Here is a 20,307-nt window from a genome sequence, read left to right on the forward strand (position 1 = left end):
CCCTGTGAACGCCCCGGGGAAGAACGCGATGACAGTCTTGTGCCCCTTGGTCAGGAACTCCGACATATGACGGACCTTCTTGTCGTAGTCGTACAGTGCGAAATCCGGCGCCTTCTCCCCTACTTCTGGCATGATGGTTTTCCGTCTCTGCGGGCCTGTTTAAGGACTACGGAAGGAACTTCTCTCGTTTGACGAACCTTTCAAGGAAGAAGAGCAGGAGAAGGGCCGCCACGAGGAGGCCGACCGCCAGCGCGCCCTCCACCCAGACGATTGCAGCCTGCAGCACAGAAATCAGGAAGAATTCGGGTATCAGCAGAACGACGCCGATTGATATCCCCAGCGGCGAGTTCATCCCCGTGGGCCTCCTCTGCATCGAGCTGAAGCCAGTCATGAGAATGGTCACGAGCGCCACGTCCGAGATTCCCGTCGCCAGCGCGAGGAAGGCCCCGAGTATCACCAGCTGCAGGCCTCCGTTCATGAATGCGATGTTGATCACGACGACAGGAACCATCGCCACGAGGGATAGCATGACCGCGGCCCTGAGGTAGCCCATGAAGATGTCCCTCTGGTCCATCCCGACCGCCAAGAGGTACTCCAGCACCCCCGCGTTCTTGTCGTTCACGAATAGGAGATAGACGGGCGTGGTGATGACCAGCCCCACCAGCGCTCCGGTCGGCACGGCCAGTTGGCTGAGGACCGAGCTGAGGTCCACCGCGTTTCCGTTGGAACCGATTACGTTCCCGACCCTGGCGCCGATGTTGAACGCCACCGTCAGGAAGATCCCCATTATCAGGCCCAAGATGACGTAGCCGAGGCCCATCCTGGCGCTCCTCCAGAAGACCTGCCTCGAGATGTCCATCTAGGTCGCGCCTCCGGTGAACAGGTCCTCGAGGGGGTTGCCCATCTCCTTGGCTTCATAGACGGCGATCCCGGCCGCCACCACCTTCCTCACGACCTCCCCGACGTCCTTCGGCCCCGCGACCGGCACGACAAAGTAATCCTTCTCCATCTTTCCGTTCGGGAAGAGTCCTGAGAGGCTGGCCGAGGCCTTGAGGCCAATCCTGTACCCTCCGGCCTTGAGCTCGTCCTTCGTCCCGAAGAAGCCGAGCCTTCCTTCCTTGATGAGGATGATGTAGTCGCCGATTTCCTGCGCTTCGTAGAGGTTGTGCGAAGAGTAGAGCACGAACCTGTCCTTGCTAAGCTTCAGCAGTATGTCCCTCACCTCCTTGGCGACCACCGGGTCCAGGTTCGACGTCGGCTCGTCCATCAGGTAGAGCTTCCTCTCCTTCAGGAAGAGCTTAGCTATCGAGGCCCTCTTCTTCTGCCCTTGGCTAAGGTCGTTCACCTTCTTCATGGCCAAATCCCTCAGGCCGAGGCTGTCGATGGCCGCCTGTACGTCACCCTGCTCGATCGCCCCGTAGTACCCGAGCGCCTTCGCCACGGTCATCTCCTCCGGGAGAGCCGGATAGTGCGAGAGGTAGCCGATCTCATGTCTGAGCTCGTTGGCCGCGTAGAGGTCGTTTCCGTCCAGCATTACTCCTCCTGTCGTTGGCTTCAAGACCCCCGCCACCGTCCGGAACAGGGTTGTCTTCCCCGCGCCGTTGGGCCCAAGGACCACGTAGATGGCGGGTCTTTCGATTTCAAGGGCGATTGAATGGAGTATCTCATTGCCATCGTAGCCCGAACTGACATCACGAAGGGTCAGCACATGTTTCAAACGTCGCCGAAGGTTCTATCTAGATGAAGGTTGTCCCAAGCAACGGGATGTCACATCCAAGCATCCTCCTCACGGCCTCGGAGGGGCAGCGCTACAGCCGGCATCTGGTCCTCCCCGAAGTCGGCATCGAAGGCCAGCGGAGGCTCAAGGGCTCGTCGGTGCTGGTTGTGGGGATGGGCGGACTCGGGATTCCGGCTGCAGTCTATCTCGCCTCGGCCGGTGTCGGGCAAATCGGGATTGTCGACAACGACGTCGTCGAGATGACGAACCTGCAGAGGCAGTTCCTCTTCAACGAGGCCGACCTTGGGAAGAAGAAGGTCGAAGTGGCCGCGGCCAGGCTCAGGCAGGTCAACCCGAACGTGAAGATTGTGACCTCCGACCGCAGGCTCGATTCCTCCAACGCGCTGGACATCATGCGGGACTACGAAGTCGTCGTCGACGCGACAGACAACCTGCCGAGCCGCTACCTGATCAACGACGCGTGCGTCATGCTGGGGAAGCCGGACGTTTACGCGAGCGTCCTCGGCTTCGACGGGCAGGCCTCAGTGTTCTGGAGCAAGCAGGGACCGTGCTACAGGTGCCTCTACCCTGAGCCTCCCCCGCCAGAGATGGTGCAGTCCTGCGAGACTGCAGGGGTCCTCGGGGTCCTCCCCGGGGTCATGGGAGGCCTCCAAGCCATCCAGGCCATTCAGATTCTGCTGGGCAGGGGCTCTCCTCTTGTCGGCCGGCTCCTGATCTTCAGCGGGATGGACACGTCCTTTGACGAGGTCAGGATCAAGAAGGACAGCCACTGCGCCCTCTGCGGACCCAATCCGACGGTCACGAAGCTAGTCGACTACGAAGAGTTCTGTGGGACGAAGAAGATGGAACACGTCGAGTTCGACGTGACGCCGAAGGCCCTCAAGGCATCAATCGACCGGGGCGAGAAACCCGTGCTGCTCGACGTACGCGAGACCTGGGAATACGAACTCTGCCACCTCGAGGGGACCACGCTGATACCTCTTGGGCAGCTTCAGGCCAGGATGAACGAGTTGGACAGGGCGAAGGAGGTGGTCGTCTACTGCCACACCGGAATCAGGAGCACTCAGGCCGTCGCGTTGCTCAGGCAAGCTGGATTCTCCAACGCGCGGAACCTGCAGGGAGGAATCGATTCCTGGGCCCGGCAGATTGACCCCAAGATGCAACGATACTGAGCCATTCAGATATTTGCAGCCAAGGCATCCTTCACGTACGAGATACCGAGACAGAGAGGATGGGGGGGAATCCGTCAGTGATCCTCTTCCAATGGAGCCCCTGGTCTCTGCTGGCAAAGAGCTGTCCCGTGGTCGTTCCAACGTAAAGGCCGCAGGGGTCTTCTGAGTCATTCGTCATCCCTTCCCTCAACACCGTGAAGTAGGAGACCCTGGGGAACCCTTCGTCGAGCCTTTCCCACTCCTTCCCGCTGTTGTCCGAAGCCCACACAGCGAAGTGGCCGTCCGGGGGAATCCTCGACCAATCTTCCTCGAGCGGGGCCACGTAGACGCGCCTCGGGTCGTTGGCGTCGACGGCTATCGGAAAGCCGAACCTCGAAGGCAGGTTGTTTCTTATGTCCACCCAGTCCTCCCCTCCATTGTCGCTGCGGTAGACTCCGCAATGATTCTGCTGGAAGATTACGTTAGGCCTCTGGGAGTTCCTCGCGATCTTGTGGACGCACTGCCCGAAGACGGGGTACTTCTCTGGAAGGAAGTCAGCGAGGACGTGCTTGTTCTGGAAGGCCCACGTCTCTCCTCCGTCCTCGGTGAACATGGTCCCGACCGCCGAGATCGCGATGTGCATCTTCTTCGAGTCGCGTTCGTCGACCAGCACGGAGTGGAGACACAGGCCTCCGGCCCCCGGCTGCCACTTCTTGCGGGTCGGATGTTTCATCATGGCGACGTTGGGGGACCAACTTGCGCCGCCGTCATCAGACCTGAAGAGGCAGGCAGGTGCTACGCCGGCGTAGATTACTTTCGGCTCGTCTTCGGGCCCCGGCTCGATGTGCCATACCCTCGCCACCGACAGGCCCGAGCCCTTGGGGAACCTGGGCGGGGTCTTCGAAAGCTTCCACGTGCGGCCCTCGTCGAAAGACCTCGCGACGCTGGGTCCCCAATGATTGCTATTGACCGAAGCAAAAATCATACCGTTCCGTGGGTCATGCGACAGATGATAGATTTCGTTCCCCTTGAAGTGAGGCCCCGAGACCTTCCATGTCCTTCTCGAGTCTTCAGACGACAGGACGAATGCCCCCTTGGCTGTCCCGACGAGAAGGAGCGTTCTCTCCTTGGTGCCCTTCATGTTCCCGCGCCTAGCCTCCAGCCACGGACGGAACTATATGAACAACATCGCCGTCTCTCAGCCCTGTCCGCACCCCTTCGGTATCCCTCGCATTGTCCTTGTTGACGAAGACGTTGACGTATGGTCTGATTTGATCCTGGTCAGTAAGGATCCTCCGCCCTATGCCGGGGAACTCGCTGTCCAGCCGTCTGACCATCTCCAGAACGTCGTCGGCTGCTTTGACCTGCATCTCCCTGCGCCCTCGGGTGTAGTCCGAAAGCTGACCCGTAATCTTCACCCTGATCAAACCGCCGTCATGTAGCAACGGCGAATATATAGAGTCGTCCCACCAATCATCGTCCGGCCACGCAATAATCCCAGTGATTGGCCTAGGCGCCCGAGCTCGCGGATATGCGGCCCAACTCACCTTCGGGTACTTCGCTGGTATCCTCGCCTTGAGAGAACAACCTCAGACATCTCTCCACCTCGCCTTCTTCACAGCTATCAGCGCGAGGGCCACCATGACGGATACCAGGACGAGCCAGTCGAGCGCCAGGTGGAGGGATGACAGCTGCAGGAGGCCGGTCGTCGACTGCGAAATCTCTGCGGCAAAGGTCGTCGGCGATAGGTAGGCCAGATACCTGAACGGCAGGGGGATGTAGGTGATTGGGTAGTAGACGGGCGGCAGAGTCGAGAAAAGGGTCGAGATCAGGGCCGAGAACGCGAAGCTCTGGACGATGTCGCTCGAGAAGGTCGAGAGGGTGAAACCGATGGTCACTGAGGTCGAAAACATGAGAAGCATGATCCCCAGGAGTTCTATCGCCTGGAAGACTCCCGGATGGACGAATATTGCGAGAAGGACCACCAAAGTCGCAAGGGCGGGTATGGCGTAGACCACCTCTGAAATCGCCATCCCAAGCACGTACAGCCCAGGCGTGGTCGGGGAACTGACGACCATGTCCTGTAGCTTGAAGTCGTTCTTCAGGTGGGAGAGGTCAGCCTGGAGCCCCATGCCGCTCGAGAACATGCTCATGATGAATCCGCCCTCGATCGCCTGGTTGAGGAGGACGCCCTTGCTGACGAAGTTCACCACCACCAGGAAGGAAATCGGTGAAAGAATCGTGTTGAGCAGGACGACGGGGTAGTTCTTCATCGCGTAGAAGGAGTTGACGAGCACCGCGGCTACCAGCTTCCTGCTCCACCCTCCGCTCACTCCTCTCCCGCCTCCTGAACTCCTGTCTTGACCAGGTGGAAGAAGACGTCGTCCAGGGATATCCTGTTGACTGAGAACCTGGAGCCCGCCTCGAGGAGGCCCTTTGAAATCCGATATGCCTCTCCTTCGTTGGTCAGAATCTGGGTCTGCCCGTCCTTCCCGACCGTCGCGACCGCGTCCTCCATGGGCGGGGTTCTAGTCGACGACGGAATCCGTATGCTGTACTGATACTTGACCATCTTCCGCAACGAATCGAGGCTCCCTATGCCGATGAGCTTCCCATTGTCCAGAATGCCGATTGTCTCAGCCAGCTGCTCCGCTTCTTCGAGATAATGTGTCGTCAGAATCATGAACCGGTCCTTCGCGACCTCCCTCATGGACTCCCAGAGCTCCTTCCTGGAAATGGGATCGAGGCCGGTGGTAGGCTCGTCCAAGAATGTGATTTCAGCGTCCGCCGCCAGTACCGTGGCGACGAGGACTTTCCTCCTCTGTCCCCCGGAGAGCTTCCGGTTCAACACGTCGGCCTTCTCCTCCAACCCGACCTTCGCCAGGGCCTCCAGCGCCCTGCTCCTGGCCGCCCCGTAGTCCACCCCGCGCCAAAGGAGATAGGAGAAGATGCTCTGTTTCGGCGTCATCCACGGGATGGTCCGCGCCTCCTGCGGTACTATCGCTATCCTCTCCCTCAGCTTCTTCGCTTCCCGCACCACGTCGACGCCGTCGATGAGGGCCCTCCCCGACGTAGGCTCGAGGTTCGTGGCGAGGATTCGTACAAGAGTGGTCTTCCCCGCGCCGTTCATTCCGATGAGCGAAAAGATGCCCCTCGATGCCACAGCAATGTCCACAGAGTCCAGGGCCTTCTTGCCGTTTGAGCCGCTGTAGATTTTGGTCAGGCCTTCGCAGAAAAGTTCCCCCAAGGCGATCAGGGTTTCCTGTCCGGGTTCCCTGTCTTTGCTGACTTCAGCTCCGAGTAGTATCCACTCCCCAGGAATTCCTCGACAGCTCGCCGGGTGAAGGGAACGCCTCTTGGATCACCGGTCAGAACGTGCTTGAATGAACCATCATCGAATTCCACGAAGACCTGTGGGATGAGATAGTCAGAAGACCAGTCGCCGTACTTCTTCACCAGCTCGTCGGCCGTTTCAACTTCATCTGTGTCGATGTCGTGCAGCTGGAAGCGAGCCCCCAGTTCGGTCGCCGCCTTCTTCATCGGCTCCACGGTGGTCGGGACGCAGTGAGGGCACCACTCGGCCGAAACTACATGGATTGACTTCACTGTAGGGCCCATGTTCTTCCCGTTCAGGGCCTCCTAATCAAATCTCCCGTGAAGATGACTAACAGAACGCGCCGATGTCTCGCGCGAAGATTATGCTGTCCCGAACGCCTTCCGAGGGACTGCCTTGCCCTTGTTCCCCTTGAATCGCTCCTCGTCCCAGACATTTGCTCGCTCGTGATAGCCGTACATCTCCCAGTAGCCATCGACATATTCGCGGATGAACTCGATTCGGTTCAGCCACTTTGCGCTCTTCCATCCGTAGAGATGGGGCATGAAGGGTCTGGCTGGGAATCCCTGTTCCGCACTGAGCGGTTTGCCGTTGACCTTGAAGGCGAGCAGAGCGTCCTCCCGCAGCGCATCTTCGACCGGCACCGGTGCCGTGTAGCCGTCCGCACAGTGAAACATCGCCCACCTCGCTTCGGAACTGGGCTCAGCGGGCTCGACTAGACCTCGAATCGGAAGACCCTCCCACTCGGCATCCTTGATACTCCATCGAGTTACGCAGTGGAAAGACTTGACGTAGGATGTCTGCGGGACCGAGGTGAGTTGGGCGTATGTGTACTCCAGCGGCAGGCTGACTAGGCCGTCGACCTTCAGCCTCCAGGAGTTTGCGTCGATCCTCGGTATGCCTAGGGCCGCGTAGATAACGAACTTCTTCCCCCACACCTGGCCGGGGGGCGACGCTTCCTCCGTCAATTGTCCAGCTCCAGTCCGGGGGCCCTGACAATGCCACGAACGATCTTCAGGAACTGTATCGACCCCGAGCTCCTCGACTTGATCGCTTCGCCGTGGTTCCGGCAGAGCCACCAGACCACGAGCCAACCGTCGGACGAAATCCACACTGTGTCAAGCGAATCCACATTCATCTTGCGCCCCTCCTCCCAGCACATCTTGCATAGGACCTCGCCCGGCTTGCTCGAATCCGGGTCGTAGAGCTCGTAGTTTCCCGGAAGATGTGCCTGACGCACAGAGGCCATCAGGTGCTCAGAGAGGGACGATTATTTAACGAACTGCGGTCGGAAAAAAGGACAGTGCGTCTTGCGACGCCTGAACTTGGCCTATGTCTAGACCTGCTTCAGAAGGGCGCCCAATACTTCGTGAGCGCTGTTGTAGTTGCCCTCTGGGAGGCTCTTCGCGAACCATTCTGCGTTCCCGGGGAGCTGGTCTGACATGTTGTTGCAGGCGGCAACGACTTGCGACCTGTTCGCTGGGTACTTCACGTGATTCTTCAGATGGCCCAGTTCTACTGCTAGGGATGGATTTTCCATGTTCATTCGGTCTCTGGCGCCTATATAGGCGTGCCCAAGCCGCGGACAGGCAGCCGCATCCGTCTCTCACAAGCCCAATATATCGAATGCCACCAAGACGCTCGTTTGGTTTCGTCCAAGGTTTTGGCGGGCATGGTAGTCCTAGTCCTGGCAGCCGCGGCAATCATAGTAATCGTAAGCGAGCGACAGGGGACTCCGCTGGGGACGCCAAGCCTTTCGACAGGTTCCTCCACAACGAAGTCATCTTCACAGGGCCTCAGTTCGCCGAAGGGAGTCTCGTTCTCGCCAGCGAGTCTCGACCAGAGCGGCATGAATGATTTCTTCTCAAAGGCGCAGCAGGCGGGAGGTCTAGTCGAGTGGGCGGGAGATTGGCGGGAACTCGGGAATAGTGGTGCACCCTCGGTAATCGCCCAACTCGCCGCGCAGCACAACCTGCGAACGATGATAGTCGTTCAATTCTTCAGCCAAACGACAGGGCAGCTTCTTCGGCCGCTCAACACTTCGAATGAACAGAACTACACGACGGACGCCGTACGCTTCGCCCAGGAGTACAAACCTGCATACTTCGGGATTGGGATCGAAGTCAACATGTTGTACGAGAAGAACCTCACGAGCTTCCAGCAATTCGTTTCTCTGTATGGCTCGGTTTACGATCAAGTGAAGGAGGCATCTCCAGACACGAAGGTCTTCACTGTCTTCCAGTTCGAGAAGTTGAACGGCCTGAACGGCGGGCTGTACGGCGGGACGAACGACCTAAGCAAGGCCGAGTGGCAACTGCTCCAGCTCTTCCCGAAGGATGACGTGGCAGCGTTCACGACCTATCCCGGGCTCGTCTACCACAGCCCGTCCGAAATACCCGCCGACTACTACGCCCGGATTGCGTCGCACACGAACATGAGCATCGGGTTCACCGAGGTAGGGTGGCACAGCGGCAACCTTACAGGAGGGTGGGGAAGCAACGAGGTCGAGCAGGCAAGTTTCGTCACGACGTTCTTCAACCTGAGCAGCGGCCTGCACAAGGCGTTCGTGGTGTGGAGCTTCCTGTATGACCAGAAGGCAACCGTGCCGTTCAACACCATGGGCTTCTTCTACGTCAACGGAACGGCGAAACAGGCCTGGCAGAAGTGGGTTGAGGGCTAGCCAACTTCATACGTGGCCTCGAGACTAGGCTCAGGCATGTCTTCATGCCGCCGTGGGCAGGGGCTCCTCTCATCCGAAAGTGAGGACTCTGTCCGAGTCTACGGTAAGGTTCACCAGGTCCTGCATCGTTGAGGTGGGACAGAGCACGCTCCCGTCCCTGTTTCTGATTGAGAGGCACGTACCGCACGCAAGAATCGTACCGCCCTTGCCCACAAACTCCTTCATCATCTTCTTGACGTCGAATTTGGGATCATCAATCTGTTCAGACTCCACTCCCTTTCCAAGTAGGAAGACCTTCACGGAATGCCCACTCCCTGTTGCCTTGACGCCATATCTGAACGCATTCCAGACCAGCTCCGGTTCGTTTGAGGAAATGACGAGCCCCATCTTCATGGCCTTCTGCACGCCGCGACCAAGGCACTTAAGACCGTCCGACGATTACCAACCATGAGAACGCTTCACTGGCCCAACGTCGCGCGCGGCTTTCAACGTTAAATCCATGCCCAACTTCTCGTCCCCGTGCACAAGCAAGCGCTCTACGCGCAGCTCGCCGAGTACTATGACAAGATCTACTGGTGGAAAGACTACAACCAGGAGGTAGAGTTCCTAATGGAGGCCTTCCGCAAATACGGCGTCCATGGCAAGCGAATCCTCGAGGTGGCCTGCGGGACAGGCAACCATACAAAGCTGCTCACGAAGAGGGGCTACGAAGTCACCGGGGTGGACCTGAGCGCGGACGTCCTCCGGATTGCACGACGAAAGGTCAGGCGCGGAGCGACGTTCCTCCAGGGCGACATGCGAAACCTCAGCGAAGTCGTCCAGGGAGAGTACGATGCCGTGGTCTGCCTGTTCAGTGCAATCTCCTACAACACCAATCTCGCGGAGCTGAGAAGAACATTGGAAGGGTTCCACGCGCATCTCAAGAGAGGAGGTCTCGCCATACTCGACACGCACTTCACGAAAGAGGGGTTCAGGGACGGCTACAGAGGAGAGGACATTTTCGACGACGGGGACGTCATCGGGGCCCGCCTGAGCACCTCCAAACGCTTCGGCGACATCGGGGAGCTCACCTTCAGCTACCTAATCAAGGACGGGCAGAAGACGATAGTCCTGAGGAACGACCGCCACCGCCTCGGGCTCTTCGCCCCGGAGGATATTCTCAGGGTGATGAAAGAGGCGGGGTTCGCCAAGCTGCAGGTCTTCAAGGACTGGACCCTGACGAAGGGCGGGAAGAAGCCCATCCAGTCGGAGAATGTCTTCGTCGGCCAGAAAGCCTGAGGTCGGGCTATCTGGAATCCTCGGACTTGGCGCGCATCAGGGACCAGACGTAGGACGGCGTTAGCGGCAGTTTCTCCACCCTCGCCCCAAAGGGAGAGAGCGCATCTTCCACAGCGTTCGCGACCGCCGGCGTAGCCGCGATAGTGCCTGCTTCACCAACTCCTTTCACCCCCAGAGGATTGAGAGGCGACGGCGTCTCCGTCCGGAAGCACTCGATCATCGGAGCGGTGTCCGTCGATGGTATCAGATACTCGGAGAAGGTCGAGGTGAGGAGCTGGCCGTTCTCGTCGTACACCACCTGTTCAAGGAGAGCCTGCGATATCCCCTGCAGCGCCCCTCCCTGGACCTGACCCTCTACAATCAGTGGATTGAGGACCTTCCCGACATCATCGACCGCCACATACTTCAGCACCTTCGTGACTCCTGTCTCCCTGTCGACCTCCACCATGACAACGTGCGTACCGAAGGGGAAGACGTTCCCAGCTGGGGCGAAGGCGCTGTATTCGTAAAGCGAGGGTTCCATCCCAGGCGGGAGCTTCTTCGGTGAGTAGGCGGTCTCCGCCACGGTCGCGAATGTGAGCCGCTTGCCCGGTCGACCTTCCGCGAACACCTTCCCGTCCATGAAGACTACCCGCTCCGGGGCGGTCCCTAGCATCTTCGCGGCAATCCTGCTCATCTTGTCCTTCACCTTCCTCGTGGCCATCAGAACTGCAGTCCCTCCGACGGTCGCAGACCTGCTCCCTGCCGTCACGGTCGACCATGGGAGAGAGGCCGTGTCTCCGTACTGCACCAGTACGTCGTCTACCTCCACTCCGAGCTCGTCCGAAACAATCTGGGCCCAGGGGGTCCAATGTCCCTGGCCGTGCGGATTCGTCCCACTGTTCACGATGACCCTCCCATGCTGGGTCACTGTCACGGAAGCGGTCTGAGGGTAGTTCGAGCCGAATCCGCAGACCTCGACGTAGGTCACGAGCCCTATGCCCACGAGCCTCCCGCGGGACCTCGCCTCCCTTTGGAAGCTCCGCAGCTCGTCGAACTTGGAAACCTCCAGCGCCTTCCGCAAGTTCCCCTCGTAGTCGCCACTGTCGTAGGTCATGTCCCCGGCCGACTTGTACGGGAACTTGCCCTTCGACACGTAGTTCTTCAGCCTCACCTTGACAGGGTCGAGCTTCAGCTCCCTCGCGATTACATCAACCGTCCTCTCGATCAGGTACGTCGCCTCGGGCCTCGCCGCGCCCCTGTACGGTCCGATGGGCGTCTTGTTGGTGAACGCGGTCAGGCCCTCCCCGTAGAAATTCGCGATATCGCACACCCCCGGGGCCATGGCGACCGTGGTCTCAGGCATGGTAGTGGCCCAGTCGCTGTAGGCTCCCCCGTCGCAGAGCACCCTGACCTTCAGCCCCAGGATCCTCCCGTCCTTCCTGACCGCGGCCTCCACCCACTGCTTCTGCCCCCTCCCGTGGGTCGCAGCAAGGAAATTCTCCCTCCTCGACTCGATCCACTTGACCGGCCTTCCAAGCTTCATGGAAGCCAGACAGACTACAGCATACTCCGGGTAGTACCCCTTCTGCCCGAACCCACCCCCCATGTCGGGGACGATCACCCTCACCCTCGTCTCCTGAAGCTTCAGGGCCGACGCCAGGTCGTCCCTCATCTCGTGGGGGGACTGGCTCGCCACCCACACCGTCAGAAAGTCCGCGGCGGGATCATAGGACGCAATTACGTCCCTGGGCTCCATGGGGGCCGCGTTGAGCCTCGGGAACTCCAGCTTGAGTTTCACGACGTGGTCCGCCTCCGCGAACGCCTTCTTCACGTTCCCCGCCGAAGCCTGCGTGCGATAAGCCAGGTTGTCGGCGAGGTAGGAGTGGACCTTCGGCGACCCTCTCCGCAGGGCCTTCTCCGCGTCCACGACCGGCGTCAGGGGTTCGTACTGCACATGGACAAGCTCGGCAGCTTCCTCGGCTGAGGCCGCGTCTTCGGCTATGACCACGGCCACTGCCTCCCCTGCGAAGTTCACCTCGTCCAGAGCCAACGGGTACCGATGGGTCGCCTTCGCCTCCTCCCCCCAGTCCAGGGTGCCCACCTCGGTCACGTCTTTCACGATGTCCTTCGACGTAAAGACCAGTCTCACCGAAGGATGCTTGAGGGCCTCCGTGGCATCGATTCCCTTGATCCTCGCGTGGGCGTAGGCGCTCCTCACGAAACAGGCACGAAGCATCTTCGGGAGGACGAGGTCATCTAGAAAGTGTGCTGAGCCAGTGATGAACTTCGGGTCCTCCATCCTCTTCAGGGGCTGGCCCACCACAGTCGGTTCCCTCTTGACGGACGTCTGCACCGCTGACGCCAACGAGACCAGGTCACCGCCGCCACCGTAAGTAAGTCTTATTGCCACATGACGGCGGTTCCTGCCTCGGAGGCCTTCAACTGATTCCCCGACCCTTCGAGTACCACGCGCCAAAGACAGTGCGGGAGGCCGTGGCGCTGCTGAAGCAGCACCGCGGAGAGGCCAAAGTGCTCGCCGGTGGCCAGAGTCTCATCCCACTGATGAAGCTCAGGATTCTCTCCCCTGCCCACCTCGTCAGCCTGAACGGAGTAAAGGGCCTGGAGTACATCAGGAAGGAGAAGGGGGCAGTCTCCATCGGTGCGCTGACCAGGATGGCGGATATCGAAAGCTCAGAGTTGCTCAGGAAGGAATGCCCTATCCTCACAGAGTGCGCGGCTCAGATCGCCGACCCGCTCGTCCGGAACCTGGGGACCATCGGCGGCAACGTCTCCCACGCCGACCCGACGAACGACATGCCTGCGGTGATGGTAGCCTGGGGCGCAGACATGGTCGTGGTCGGTCCGAGGGGCCGGAGGAAAGTTCCTGCTTCGGACTTTTTCCGCGACACCTTCACGACAGCCATGGCGGAGGATGAAATCCTGACCGAACTGAGCCTCCCTTTGGTCAGGCGCATGGGCGGGGCCTACCTGAAGCTGGAGAGGCAGGCGGGGGACTACGGGATCGTGGGGGTCGCGGCGGGCCTATGGATTGGAGACGACGGACGTTGCGTCGGGTGCGGGATCGGCCTCACAGGGGTGGGGCCTACTGCCATCAAGGCCCGCAGGGCCGAGGAAGCTCTTGTCGGCACGAAAGCAGGACGGGTCGCAATCGAAGAAGCTGCCAAGCGTGCGGCTGAAGACTCCAAACCCACGAGCGACCTGAGAGGGTCCGAAGAATACAAACGGGACATGGTCAGGGTTTTTGCCAAGAGGGCGCTGTCTCTTGCCCTGAAGAGGGCCAGGAGCAGATCGAGATGAGAACCCCTATCTCGGTCGAACTGAACGGGGCCAGGCGTGACGCGATTGTGGAGCCCCGCCTCCTCCTTTCGCGTTTCCTCCGCGACGACCTTGGGCTGACCGGCACCCACGAGGGATGCGAGACGACGAACTGCGGCGCCTGTGCGGTGCTCCTCGACGGACGGCCCGTCAAATCATGCACCATCTTCGCAGTCCAGGCCGACGGCAGGAAGGTCACCACCATCGAGGGCATCGGCAGCGCGTCGGAGCTGCACCCCATACAGTTCGCTTTCTGGGAGAAGCACGGCCTTCAATGCGGGTTCTGCACACCGGGGATGATAATGGCCTCCTACGGGCTCCTCGAAAAGAACCCGAACCCCAGCGAAGATGAGATCAGAGCGGCACTTTCAGGCAACCTCTGCAGGTGCACAGGCTACATCAAGATAATTGAGTCGGTCAAGTATGCGGCAAAACTGAAAAAGAAAGGGATGGTCTCGTTCAAATTGGAGCCGAGGACCCAGAAGAAAGAGACGGCCGCGGAGTTCACAGGTGAAGGCTGGTAATGCACTACGAGGGGACCTTCGACGCCTCCGTCCCGAAGGAAGAACTCTTCGAATTCGTCACTGACCCAGCCCAGATAATCGCTATCCTGCCCGGGGTGGAGCAGTCGAGGGTCACTGACCGGAACCACTTCTTCGTGAAGGCTAGGGTGGGGGCAGGCCCTCTAAGGGGTTCGATAGGCATGAACTTCACAACGACCGGAAAGAAGAAAGACACATCGGCGAAGATCGTCGGGCGCGGGGAAGGAATGCAGAGCGTCGTCGACCTGACATTGACGATGAGCCTCGAAGATGCGCCGAGTGGGAGCAGGGCGCGGTGGTCCGCGGACGCGAAGGTCGGGGGTCTGCTCGCAAGCGTTGCGGGCCGGCTCATCGAAGGCATCGCAGACGGCTACATCAAGCAGGTCACAGAGAACCTTCGAAGGAAGGTCACCGAGCGGTAATCGTCCCAGCGTGCGGACGTCATGAAGGCCTCACTATCTTGAGATCTCTTCGCTGAGAACCTGGTAGGCCTTGGCCCCCAGCCTCTCCTGCATGACCAACACGATGTCTTCGTAACTCAGGAATGCGTCGAGGATGCTCACTCCGTTCCGGTAAAGGAGTTCCGTGATGAATGACGCGATTCCAGGCACTTTCTCCGCTGAGGGGGACAACCGAATCGTGATCTTGGCTACGTTCCTCTTGAGCGACGTCTCGTAGCTTCCCCACAACGTCTCCTCGAGAAGTTTCGCGTCTTTCTCCTCTGCGATTATCTTGACGGAGTTGGGCAACTGGAAGACATACGGCGTGCCGCTGAACTTTCCTTCCAATTTCAGGAAATCCTGCAAGATCCGATGATGCTCGGCGGCCTTCCCGGCGACCGTCATATCGACCATCCCTCCCGCGAGCTCAAGTTTGGAGTCCTTTAATCCGGCCGACATGCCTTCGAGTCTCCCTTCGCCCAGGCCATCCGAGAACCTCTTGATCGCCACGACAACCGTCGCCAACTTGGCCTTCTTCCCGGTCAGCTCCTCGACCTCGGATGAGATTCTGGACGCGAGCGCATGGTAGTTGACAATCTTCAGTTTCAGCGACTCGAGCACCACGTAGTTCCCCGAGATGATCGTCGACACGGCTTCGCTCACCGGAACACCGTTCTTTCGAGAGGATGAGACAGCCATTCTGCCCACCCATCTGTTCAGAAGCCGCGTGTAATAAGCATAACATCAGGATTAGCTATCCTTATATAGTGTCACAGGCATGACAATTTGAAATACCATGATAACTACCAACATGAATCCGACCACCATCATCGCATCTGTTCAGCCGAGGATGCTCAGCCAAGTAACTGAGCAGCTAAAGAACACTCAGGGAATCACCTACTTCTCACCAATCACCGGCAGGTTCGATCTAGCGATCGAGCTGAAGGCCGCAGACCAGAAGCAGACGTACGAATTGGTCAACAAGATCCGATCCATCGCAGGGGTCACCTCCACAAGATCCTACACGCCTTTCGAAGGCTTTGTCAACGGCAAGAACGTTCAGGCGACTGACGCACTCGCCCTTGTCTGTTTGAAAGTCAACGAGAATGCGCAGAAGGTCCTCCAATCCCTAGAACAGCACTCACAAATCCGCAATGCATCCGTCGTACCAGGCGAATTCGACATCCTAGCGACTGTATACGGAAAGAACAACGACGAAATTCTCTCCTCAGTTTCGAAGATTGCCGGAATGCAGGGCGTTACGTCGTCCGAGACGCTGTTAGCCTACAGGCCCATCTGGGCGTAGGCTGCCGACTTTTTTCTGATTATCAGGCTATCCTAGTCTTGAATCTGTAGGCCCTCGACTGTTTCATGAAGCTAATCAGTTCGATGCATCTCTCGGGAGGCAGAGCCTGGAACCTTCCGACGTCCCGTCAAGAGCTTCTTGAAGCACAATCGACCCCTGCAAGGTAGCCGAAGGTGATGCAGGGGCCTAGCGTCGCACCCGACCCCGCATACCCGGGACCCATGACGCTCGCCGCGTTGTTCCCCACAGCATAGAGGCCGGCGATGGCCCTCCCTTCGACGTCGAGGACCCTTCCTACTGAATCCGCGGCCATCCCTCCCTTCGTCCCTATGTCGCCCGCGAGCACCCTCACTCCGTAGAACGGAGGTTTGGTGAGCGGCCCGAGGGTCGGATGAGGGGCCGAGGGGTCCCCCCAGTGCCTGTCGTAGAAGCTCTCGCCTCTGTGGTACCGAGGATCTAACCCTGCCTTCGCGCTCTCGTTGAACTCAGCCACGGTGATGGCGAGGGTCGGGCCATCGACGCCGAGGACCTTCGCCAATCCCGCAAGGCTATCGCCCCTCTTGAGCCAGGGCGCGGCCTTCCCCCTCCTTTCCCCAGCCACCGGGTACTTCGAGAGGTACGCGGAATCGAATATCAGGTACGAAGGCACGTTCTCGGATGAATAGCTCGTCGGGTCGGAAGCGAGCATCGCACGCGCCAGGTCGAGGTAGTTCATTGCCTCATTGGCGAATCGCCTACCCTTCGAATTGACCATGATCGAACCTGGAAGCGTCCGCTCGCCTGTGACCAGCCACCCCCTCCTTTCACCCGGCTTCAGAATCAGGGTGAACCACCAGGCCTCGTCCATCAGGGACGTGGACGCCCCTGCCCGGATGCCCATGGACACTCCGTCTCCGGTGTTCGTCAAACAGCCGGCCGAGTTCTCCGAGGGAGCTGACAGGTACGTTTTCTTCATCGCGGGGTTCCATTCGAATCCGCCCGCAGCCAGGACCACTCCTCGCTTCGCGTTCACCTTCCTCTTCCCCCGACTTGTCTGAACCTCGACACCGGAGACCCTCCGCCCTTCGAAGAGAAGTCTGAGGGCCCGGTGAGATAGGAAAACTGGCACGTCCAAGAGCATCAGCCCCCTCCTGAGGCCTCCGACAAGCGCCTCCCCCAGGGCCAGCATGCTCGGGTCCCTTCCTTTCAGCCCTGGAACCTCCTCTCCCCGCATGAGCATCTCGAACTCGAGAGAGGTCGTGTGCAGTCCTCCTGGCAGATGGTACTGCGGGTTGTGGAGGATGGTCCGGTACTCTTCCTTCAGCGACCTTCCGTCGAAGAGGCCCGGGTCGAGTGTACGCCCTCCCTTCAAGGCACCGTCCCATTCCGGATGGTAGTCCGGCTCGTTCGCCCTGAGGGTCGGTCGAAGCGGCGTCGCCCCCAGCATGAAATCGAGAACCTTCGGGGAGTTCCTGACGAACGAATCTATGAGCGACGAATCCACCCTTCCCCGAGCCAGCTTCGTCAGGTACCTGGACGCCATCACTTCAGAATCCGCGATTCCCGCCCGCCGCTGGTATCGGTTGTTTGGGATCCAGAGCTGCCCGCCGGAAAGCGATGACGAGCCTCCGAACTTCCTTCCCTTCTCCAGGACTGCGACCGAAGCGCCTGAGGACGACGCGGCGAGGGCGGCAGTCAGGCCGCTCGCACCCGAACCGACCACGACTACATCGTAAGACGTCTCAATTGACATTCTAGTTCGGAGGCTAGGTTGCATCCCCAGCTATTTATCGCAGGCGCATCCTGGAGGTGCAGATCAGGCTATTCTGATTCTGAACCCGTAGGCCCTCAACTGCCTCATGAAGCTGGTCGGGTCGACGCACATCTCGGGGGGCAACACACCCTTGGCCGTGACTTCCCCCCTCCCAATCATCCTCGCTGCAATCGACGCAGGAATGCCAACCCCGTACTGGGCGCAGCTCATCTTCCAGTCCCTTCTCGGGGGGACAGTGAACTGGTAGCGCCTGGTCGCTTTTCTCCGCTCCCTCTTCCCTTCGACTGTCAACTGCGTTGCCTCCCAGTCGTTGGGCACCACTCCTTCCGGGAATCCAACTAGACCCCTAGCCTTGACCAGGCCGAGCAAGAACTTCCGAGGAGACAACCTCAACCCCCCGACCTCGATTTCCTCTTTCGACGCGAGGCCCAGGTCCACGAGGAGTTTCAGGGCCTGGAGGCCGGGCACGCCTTCCATCCAGTCCACCTCCCTCAACCCCTTCGCCCCAAAGGAGTCAGGAAAGGTCGCAACCTCGGAGTGTATGGTGACGTAGGTGTCGATTCTCCCTATGGGCTTCCCGAAATCGACCGTCTCCTTCCGGGACAGGGCTGGCACACTCTTTGTTCTTCCCCCTTCGAAGACCGGCGCGTCCATCGTCAATTCGTCCAGGAAAGTGTCCAGAGACCACGTCACCAAGAACGGCGGGACCCCCTTCGTCAGATCCCGGGCCCCGTCCCTGATGTGTATCGCAGATACCTCGTCCAGCCCATCGACGGCATGCCTTGCCAGGACGTTGGTGATCCCCGGCATTCCTCCCATCCCCACGAGGCCGAGCAGGCCCTTGGACCTGAACCTCCCGTCGAGCTTCAGCTGCTTGAGGGTCGTGTGATAGAGGCCGCCGAAGTCCAGGTAGTTGACCCCAGCCTTCAGCGCCGCCTTCATCACGTCCAGGTTGAAGTAGTACTGAACTCCGTTGATGACAACGTCGTAACCCTGCAGGAGGCTGGCTGTCTCTTCGACGTCCCTGACGTCCACCCGGGCGCCCCTGAACTTGCCCTTCCCAACCGAGGCGGCAACAGACTGGGCGGCGGCCCCGTCCAGGTCGGCGACAAGGCCCTCTGAAACATCCTGACTTTCCGCAAGCGCACGGACTGCACAGCGCCCCGTCAGTCCAGCGCCACCGAGGACAGCGATCTTCATTCTCGACCTCGTCCACCCTGAGAGGCCGTGACAAAGCTCAGGCAGTTCCCCCCCACATGGCGCACCTTATGCACGGGATAAAATAACTTGCGCGGGCGATTTCTCAACAGAACCATCGGCTGCTCCAGGCCTTCCGTTCCAACTCCTAAATATCACACAGGGTTTCTTCCCCCGTTGCGTGGGGTCCCAGACGAGGAAAGAATCAGGTATGAACGTAGGACCCGACGCTCGCTAAGGGCCTCCAACAGGAGCAAGACGATTACCCCCTACGGTGTTCACAGCAACTACAGGTTCTATGATCCCTACCCCATCTACTGCAACAGAGCACGAGGGACTTCGATCTGGGACGTTGACGGCAACCGGTATCTCGACTTCAACATGGGGTACGGGGCGCTCGTCACCGGACACGCGCACCCTTTGCTCGTCGAAGCCATCGGTCATAGGTTGAAGAACGGCACCCTGTTCGGGTTCGAGACCGACGAGGCCTACGACCTGGGCAAGCTCATTTCACTAAGGTTCGGCCTGGACATGGTCAGGTTCTCGTCAACTGGCCTGGAGGGAACAATGCACGCCGTAAGGTTGGCGAAGGCCTTCACCGGAAGAAGGAAGATCCTGAAGTTCGAAGGATGCTACCATGGTTCCCACGACGCGGTCCTGGTCAGCGTAAAGCCCACCAGGCGCAGGGCTGGGAATCCGAGGCACCCAGAGCAGGTCCCCTCGTCTTCAGGCCTCAATCAGGATCTGGTGGAGAGCACTCTCGTTGCGCCCTTCAACGACCTCGAGGCCGCCCAGGAAATAGCAGCCAGGAGTCGTCAAGAACTGGCCGCAATCATTCTCGAGCCCGTCCCCATGAACATGGGCCTCATTCCTCCCCAGCCGGGCTTCCTCGAGGGGTTGCGCAAGCTGTGCGACGAAACGGGGGCACTTTTGATCTTTGACGAGGTCAAGACATGCGGGAAATTCTTCGGAGGCGCTTCAGGACGGTTCGGCGTCAGGCCGGACCTGATGGTCATGGGAAAGGCAATCGCAGGGGGGTTCCCTCTGTCGGCCGTCGGCGGCAAGAGGGTCGTAATGGAATCCATCGTCCCTGGGGTCCTTGCTCACGCAGGTACTTTCAACGCGAACCCGCTTTCTGTGACCGCGGCCATGGTCACTTTGTCCAAGGTCATGACGAAATCCGCCCTCCACCGGGCTTCGAGACTCGGGGAGGAGCTAGCGGGAGGATACCAGGATATTATTCAGGACCATAGGCTGGAGGCTAAGGTCCAATGGCTGGGTCTGAGCGGGGCCGTACTGTTCACCGACAAGGAGGTCAAGAACTGGCGGGACTTCCTGAGGTGCAACATCGGACAATGGTGGACGTATTTCATAGCCATGATGAACAGAGGAGTAATACCCGAGGCGACAGGCCAGGACGAACAATGGACCGTCTCGGTACAGCATACCAGCGAAGACGTAGTCCGGCACCTCGAGACTTTCAAGGAGGTCGCCGCGTCGCTACGGAACATTCAGCTGCGGATGCCGATGGTCGAGGCGCTCTGACCTCCAGAGTCCGGAGCGACTGTCG

The 20,307-nt window shown here is 59.6% G+C and carries 24 protein-coding genes; 8 read left to right on the forward strand and 16 right to left on the reverse strand.

What is annotated here, in order from left to right; translation table 11 throughout:
- From OK438_04495 to OK438_04505, 3 genes are all read right to left on the reverse strand, one after another.
- A partial coding sequence (locus OK438_04495; protein ID MDA4124695.1) for a redoxin domain-containing protein occupies nt 1-132 on the reverse strand: 132 nt, incomplete at its 3' end.
- A 34-nt stretch (nt 133-166) separates the two neighbouring features.
- Nucleotides 167-859, reverse strand: a complete 693-nt coding sequence (locus OK438_04500; protein MDA4124696.1) for a hypothetical protein — start codon at nt 857-859, stop codon at nt 167-169.
- The gene (locus OK438_04505; GenBank protein ID MDA4124697.1) at nt 860-1,708 is read right to left on the reverse strand and encodes an ABC transporter ATP-binding protein; all 849 of its coding nucleotides are present in this window, start codon (nt 1,706-1,708) and stop codon (nt 860-862) included. It lies immediately after the preceding gene.
- A gap of 32 nt (nt 1,709-1,740) precedes the next feature.
- On the opposite strand from OK438_04505, the gene moeB reads away from it, so the two are divergent.
- On the forward strand, nt 1,741-2,910 hold the full coding sequence (gene moeB / locus OK438_04510) for a molybdopterin-synthase adenylyltransferase MoeB (protein ID MDA4124698.1): 1,170 nt from the start codon (nt 1,741-1,743) through the stop codon (nt 2,908-2,910).
- 31 nt (nt 2,911-2,941) lie between these two features.
- Here moeB and OK438_04515 read toward each other — a convergent pair whose 3' ends face one another.
- From OK438_04515 to OK438_04550, 8 genes are all read right to left on the reverse strand, one after another.
- Nucleotides 2,942-4,030, reverse strand: a complete 1,089-nt coding sequence (locus tag OK438_04515) for an exo-alpha-sialidase (protein MDA4124699.1) — start codon at nt 4,028-4,030, stop codon at nt 2,942-2,944.
- 10 nt (nt 4,031-4,040) lie between these two features.
- Complete coding sequence (locus OK438_04520; protein MDA4124700.1) at nt 4,041-4,307, reverse strand: MoaD/ThiS family protein; 267 nt, start codon at nt 4,305-4,307, stop codon at nt 4,041-4,043.
- 171 nt (nt 4,308-4,478) lie between these two features.
- Nucleotides 4,479-5,222, reverse strand: coding sequence for an ABC transporter permease (locus tag OK438_04525; protein ID MDA4124701.1), 744 nt, complete (start codon nt 5,220-5,222; stop codon nt 4,479-4,481).
- A complete protein-coding gene (locus OK438_04530) occupies nt 5,219-6,136 on the reverse strand; it encodes an ABC transporter ATP-binding protein (protein MDA4124702.1) in 918 nt (305 codons plus the stop codon). The genes OK438_04525 and OK438_04530 overlap by 4 nt, the downstream gene beginning before the upstream one ends.
- 5 nt (nt 6,137-6,141) lie before the next feature.
- A complete protein-coding gene (locus OK438_04535; GenBank protein ID MDA4124703.1) occupies nt 6,142-6,507 on the reverse strand; it encodes a glutaredoxin in 366 nt (121 codons plus the stop codon).
- A gap of 78 nt (nt 6,508-6,585) precedes the next feature.
- Nucleotides 6,586-7,191 (reverse strand): sulfite oxidase-like oxidoreductase, encoded by a 606-nt coding sequence (locus OK438_04540; GenBank protein ID MDA4124704.1) that lies wholly within the window; start codon nt 7,189-7,191, stop codon nt 6,586-6,588.
- Nucleotides 7,188-7,472 carry a hypothetical protein gene (locus OK438_04545; protein ID MDA4124705.1) on the reverse strand — a complete coding sequence of 95 codons (285 nt, stop codon included), beginning with the start codon at nt 7,470-7,472 and terminating at the stop codon, nt 7,188-7,190. Before OK438_04545 ends, OK438_04540 begins: the two co-directional genes overlap by 4 nt.
- An 87-nt stretch (nt 7,473-7,559) precedes the next feature.
- The gene (locus OK438_04550; protein ID MDA4124706.1) at nt 7,560-7,763 is read right to left on the reverse strand and encodes a hypothetical protein; all 204 of its coding nucleotides are present in this window, start codon (nt 7,761-7,763) and stop codon (nt 7,560-7,562) included.
- 132 nt (nt 7,764-7,895) lie between these two features.
- Between OK438_04550 and OK438_04555 the strand changes: the two genes are divergently transcribed.
- On the forward strand, nt 7,896-8,903 hold the full coding sequence (locus tag OK438_04555; protein ID MDA4124707.1) for a hypothetical protein: 1,008 nt from the start codon (nt 7,896-7,898) through the stop codon (nt 8,901-8,903).
- 69 nt (nt 8,904-8,972) lie between these two features.
- On the opposite strand, the gene OK438_04560 is transcribed toward OK438_04555, so the two are convergent.
- Nucleotides 8,973-9,296 (reverse strand): DsrE family protein, encoded by a 324-nt coding sequence (locus tag OK438_04560; GenBank protein MDA4124708.1) that lies wholly within the window; start codon nt 9,294-9,296, stop codon nt 8,973-8,975.
- Nucleotides 9,297-9,422: 126 nt separating this feature from the next.
- On the opposite strand from OK438_04560, the gene OK438_04565 reads away from it, so the two are divergent.
- The gene (locus tag OK438_04565) at nt 9,423-10,181 is read left to right on the forward strand and encodes a methyltransferase domain-containing protein (protein ID MDA4124709.1); all 759 of its coding nucleotides are present in this window, start codon (nt 9,423-9,425) and stop codon (nt 10,179-10,181) included.
- Nucleotides 10,182-10,188: 7 nt separating this feature from the next.
- On the opposite strand, the gene OK438_04570 is transcribed toward OK438_04565, so the two are convergent.
- Nucleotides 10,189-12,528, reverse strand: coding sequence for a xanthine dehydrogenase family protein molybdopterin-binding subunit (locus OK438_04570; protein MDA4124710.1), 2,340 nt, complete (start codon nt 12,526-12,528; stop codon nt 10,189-10,191).
- 38 nt (nt 12,529-12,566) lie between these two features.
- Between OK438_04570 and OK438_04575 the strand changes: the two genes are divergently transcribed.
- From OK438_04575 to OK438_04585, 3 genes are read left to right on the forward strand one after another with little or no spacing between them, the layout of a single operon-like run.
- On the forward strand, nt 12,567-13,481 hold the full coding sequence (locus OK438_04575; GenBank protein MDA4124711.1) for a xanthine dehydrogenase family protein subunit M: 915 nt from the start codon (nt 12,567-12,569) through the stop codon (nt 13,479-13,481).
- Nucleotides 13,478-14,023: a (2Fe-2S)-binding protein gene (locus OK438_04580; GenBank protein ID MDA4124712.1), complete on the forward strand. Its 546-nt coding sequence runs from the start codon at nt 13,478-13,480 to the stop codon at nt 14,021-14,023. The genes OK438_04575 and OK438_04580 overlap by 4 nt, the downstream gene beginning before the upstream one ends.
- Nucleotides 14,023-14,463: a carbon monoxide dehydrogenase subunit G gene (locus tag OK438_04585; protein MDA4124713.1), complete on the forward strand. Its 441-nt coding sequence runs from the start codon at nt 14,023-14,025 to the stop codon at nt 14,461-14,463. Before OK438_04580 ends, OK438_04585 begins: the two co-directional genes overlap by 1 nt.
- 33 nt (nt 14,464-14,496) lie before the next feature.
- Here the strand turns inward: OK438_04585 and OK438_04590 are convergent, their stop codons facing one another.
- The gene (locus OK438_04590) at nt 14,497-15,144 is read right to left on the reverse strand and encodes an ACT domain-containing protein (GenBank protein MDA4124714.1); all 648 of its coding nucleotides are present in this window, start codon (nt 15,142-15,144) and stop codon (nt 14,497-14,499) included.
- Between the two features lie 133 nt (nt 15,145-15,277).
- Here OK438_04590 and OK438_04595 point away from each other — a divergent pair, with 133 nt between their 5' ends.
- A complete protein-coding gene (locus OK438_04595) occupies nt 15,278-15,787 on the forward strand; it encodes an Lrp/AsnC ligand binding domain-containing protein (GenBank protein MDA4124715.1) in 510 nt (169 codons plus the stop codon).
- Between the two features lie 127 nt (nt 15,788-15,914).
- Here the strand turns inward: OK438_04595 and OK438_04600 are convergent, their stop codons facing one another.
- Together OK438_04600 and OK438_04605 are read right to left on the reverse strand one after the other, a co-directional pair.
- Nucleotides 15,915-17,519 (reverse strand): FAD-dependent oxidoreductase, encoded by a 1,605-nt coding sequence (locus OK438_04600; protein MDA4124716.1) that lies wholly within the window; start codon nt 17,517-17,519, stop codon nt 15,915-15,917.
- Between the two features lie 63 nt (nt 17,520-17,582).
- Entirely contained in the window at nt 17,583-18,740 is a 1,158-nt protein-coding gene (locus tag OK438_04605; GenBank protein ID MDA4124717.1) for a saccharopine dehydrogenase NADP-binding domain-containing protein, read from the reverse strand.
- 174 nt (nt 18,741-18,914) lie between these two features.
- Here OK438_04605 and OK438_04610 point away from each other — a divergent pair, with 174 nt between their 5' ends.
- Nucleotides 18,915-20,282, forward strand: a complete 1,368-nt coding sequence (locus tag OK438_04610) for an aspartate aminotransferase family protein (protein MDA4124718.1) — start codon at nt 18,915-18,917, stop codon at nt 20,280-20,282.
- Nucleotides 20,283-20,307: the final 25 nt, after the last annotated feature.

Source organism: Nitrososphaerota archaeon, from assembly GCA_027887005.1.
Taxonomy (GTDB): domain Archaea; phylum Thermoproteota; class Nitrososphaeria; order Nitrososphaerales; family Gagatemarchaeaceae; genus UBA183.

Bases quoted from the DNA above. Each gene is read 5' to 3' on its own strand.
- OK438_04500 (MDA4124696.1), bottom strand. From the start codon at position 859: ATGGACATCTCGAGGCAGGTCTTCTGGAGGAGCGCCAGGATGGGCCTC.
- moeB (MDA4124698.1), top strand. From the start codon at position 1,741: ATGAAGGTTGTCCCAAGCAACGGGATGTCACATCCAAGCATCCTCCTC.
- OK438_04515 (MDA4124699.1), bottom strand. From the start codon at position 4,030: ATGAAGGGCACCAAGGAGAGAACGCTCCTTCTCGTCGGGACAGCCAAG.
- OK438_04535 (MDA4124703.1), bottom strand. From the start codon at position 6,507: ATGGGCCCTACAGTGAAGTCAATCCATGTAGTTTCGGCCGAGTGGTGC.
- OK438_04545 (MDA4124705.1), bottom strand. From the start codon at position 7,472: ATGGCCTCTGTGCGTCAGGCACATCTTCCGGGAAACTACGAGCTCTAC.
- OK438_04550 (MDA4124706.1), bottom strand. From the start codon at position 7,763: ATGGAAAATCCATCCCTAGCAGTAGAACTGGGCCATCTGAAGAATCAC.
- OK438_04555 (MDA4124707.1), top strand. From the start codon at position 7,896: ATGGTAGTCCTAGTCCTGGCAGCCGCGGCAATCATAGTAATCGTAAGC.
- OK438_04560 (MDA4124708.1), bottom strand. From the start codon at position 9,296: ATGAAGATGGGGCTCGTCATTTCCTCAAACGAACCGGAGCTGGTCTGG.
- OK438_04580 (MDA4124712.1), top strand. From the start codon at position 13,478: ATGAGAACCCCTATCTCGGTCGAACTGAACGGGGCCAGGCGTGACGCG.
- OK438_04585 (MDA4124713.1), top strand. From the start codon at position 14,023: ATGCACTACGAGGGGACCTTCGACGCCTCCGTCCCGAAGGAAGAACTC.
- OK438_04595 (MDA4124715.1), top strand. From the start codon at position 15,278: ATGATAACTACCAACATGAATCCGACCACCATCATCGCATCTGTTCAG.
- OK438_04600 (MDA4124716.1), bottom strand. From the start codon at position 17,519: ATGTCAATTGAGACGTCTTACGATGTAGTCGTGGTCGGTTCGGGTGCG.
- OK438_04605 (MDA4124717.1), bottom strand. From the start codon at position 18,740: ATGAAGATCGCTGTCCTCGGTGGCGCTGGACTGACGGGGCGCTGTGCA.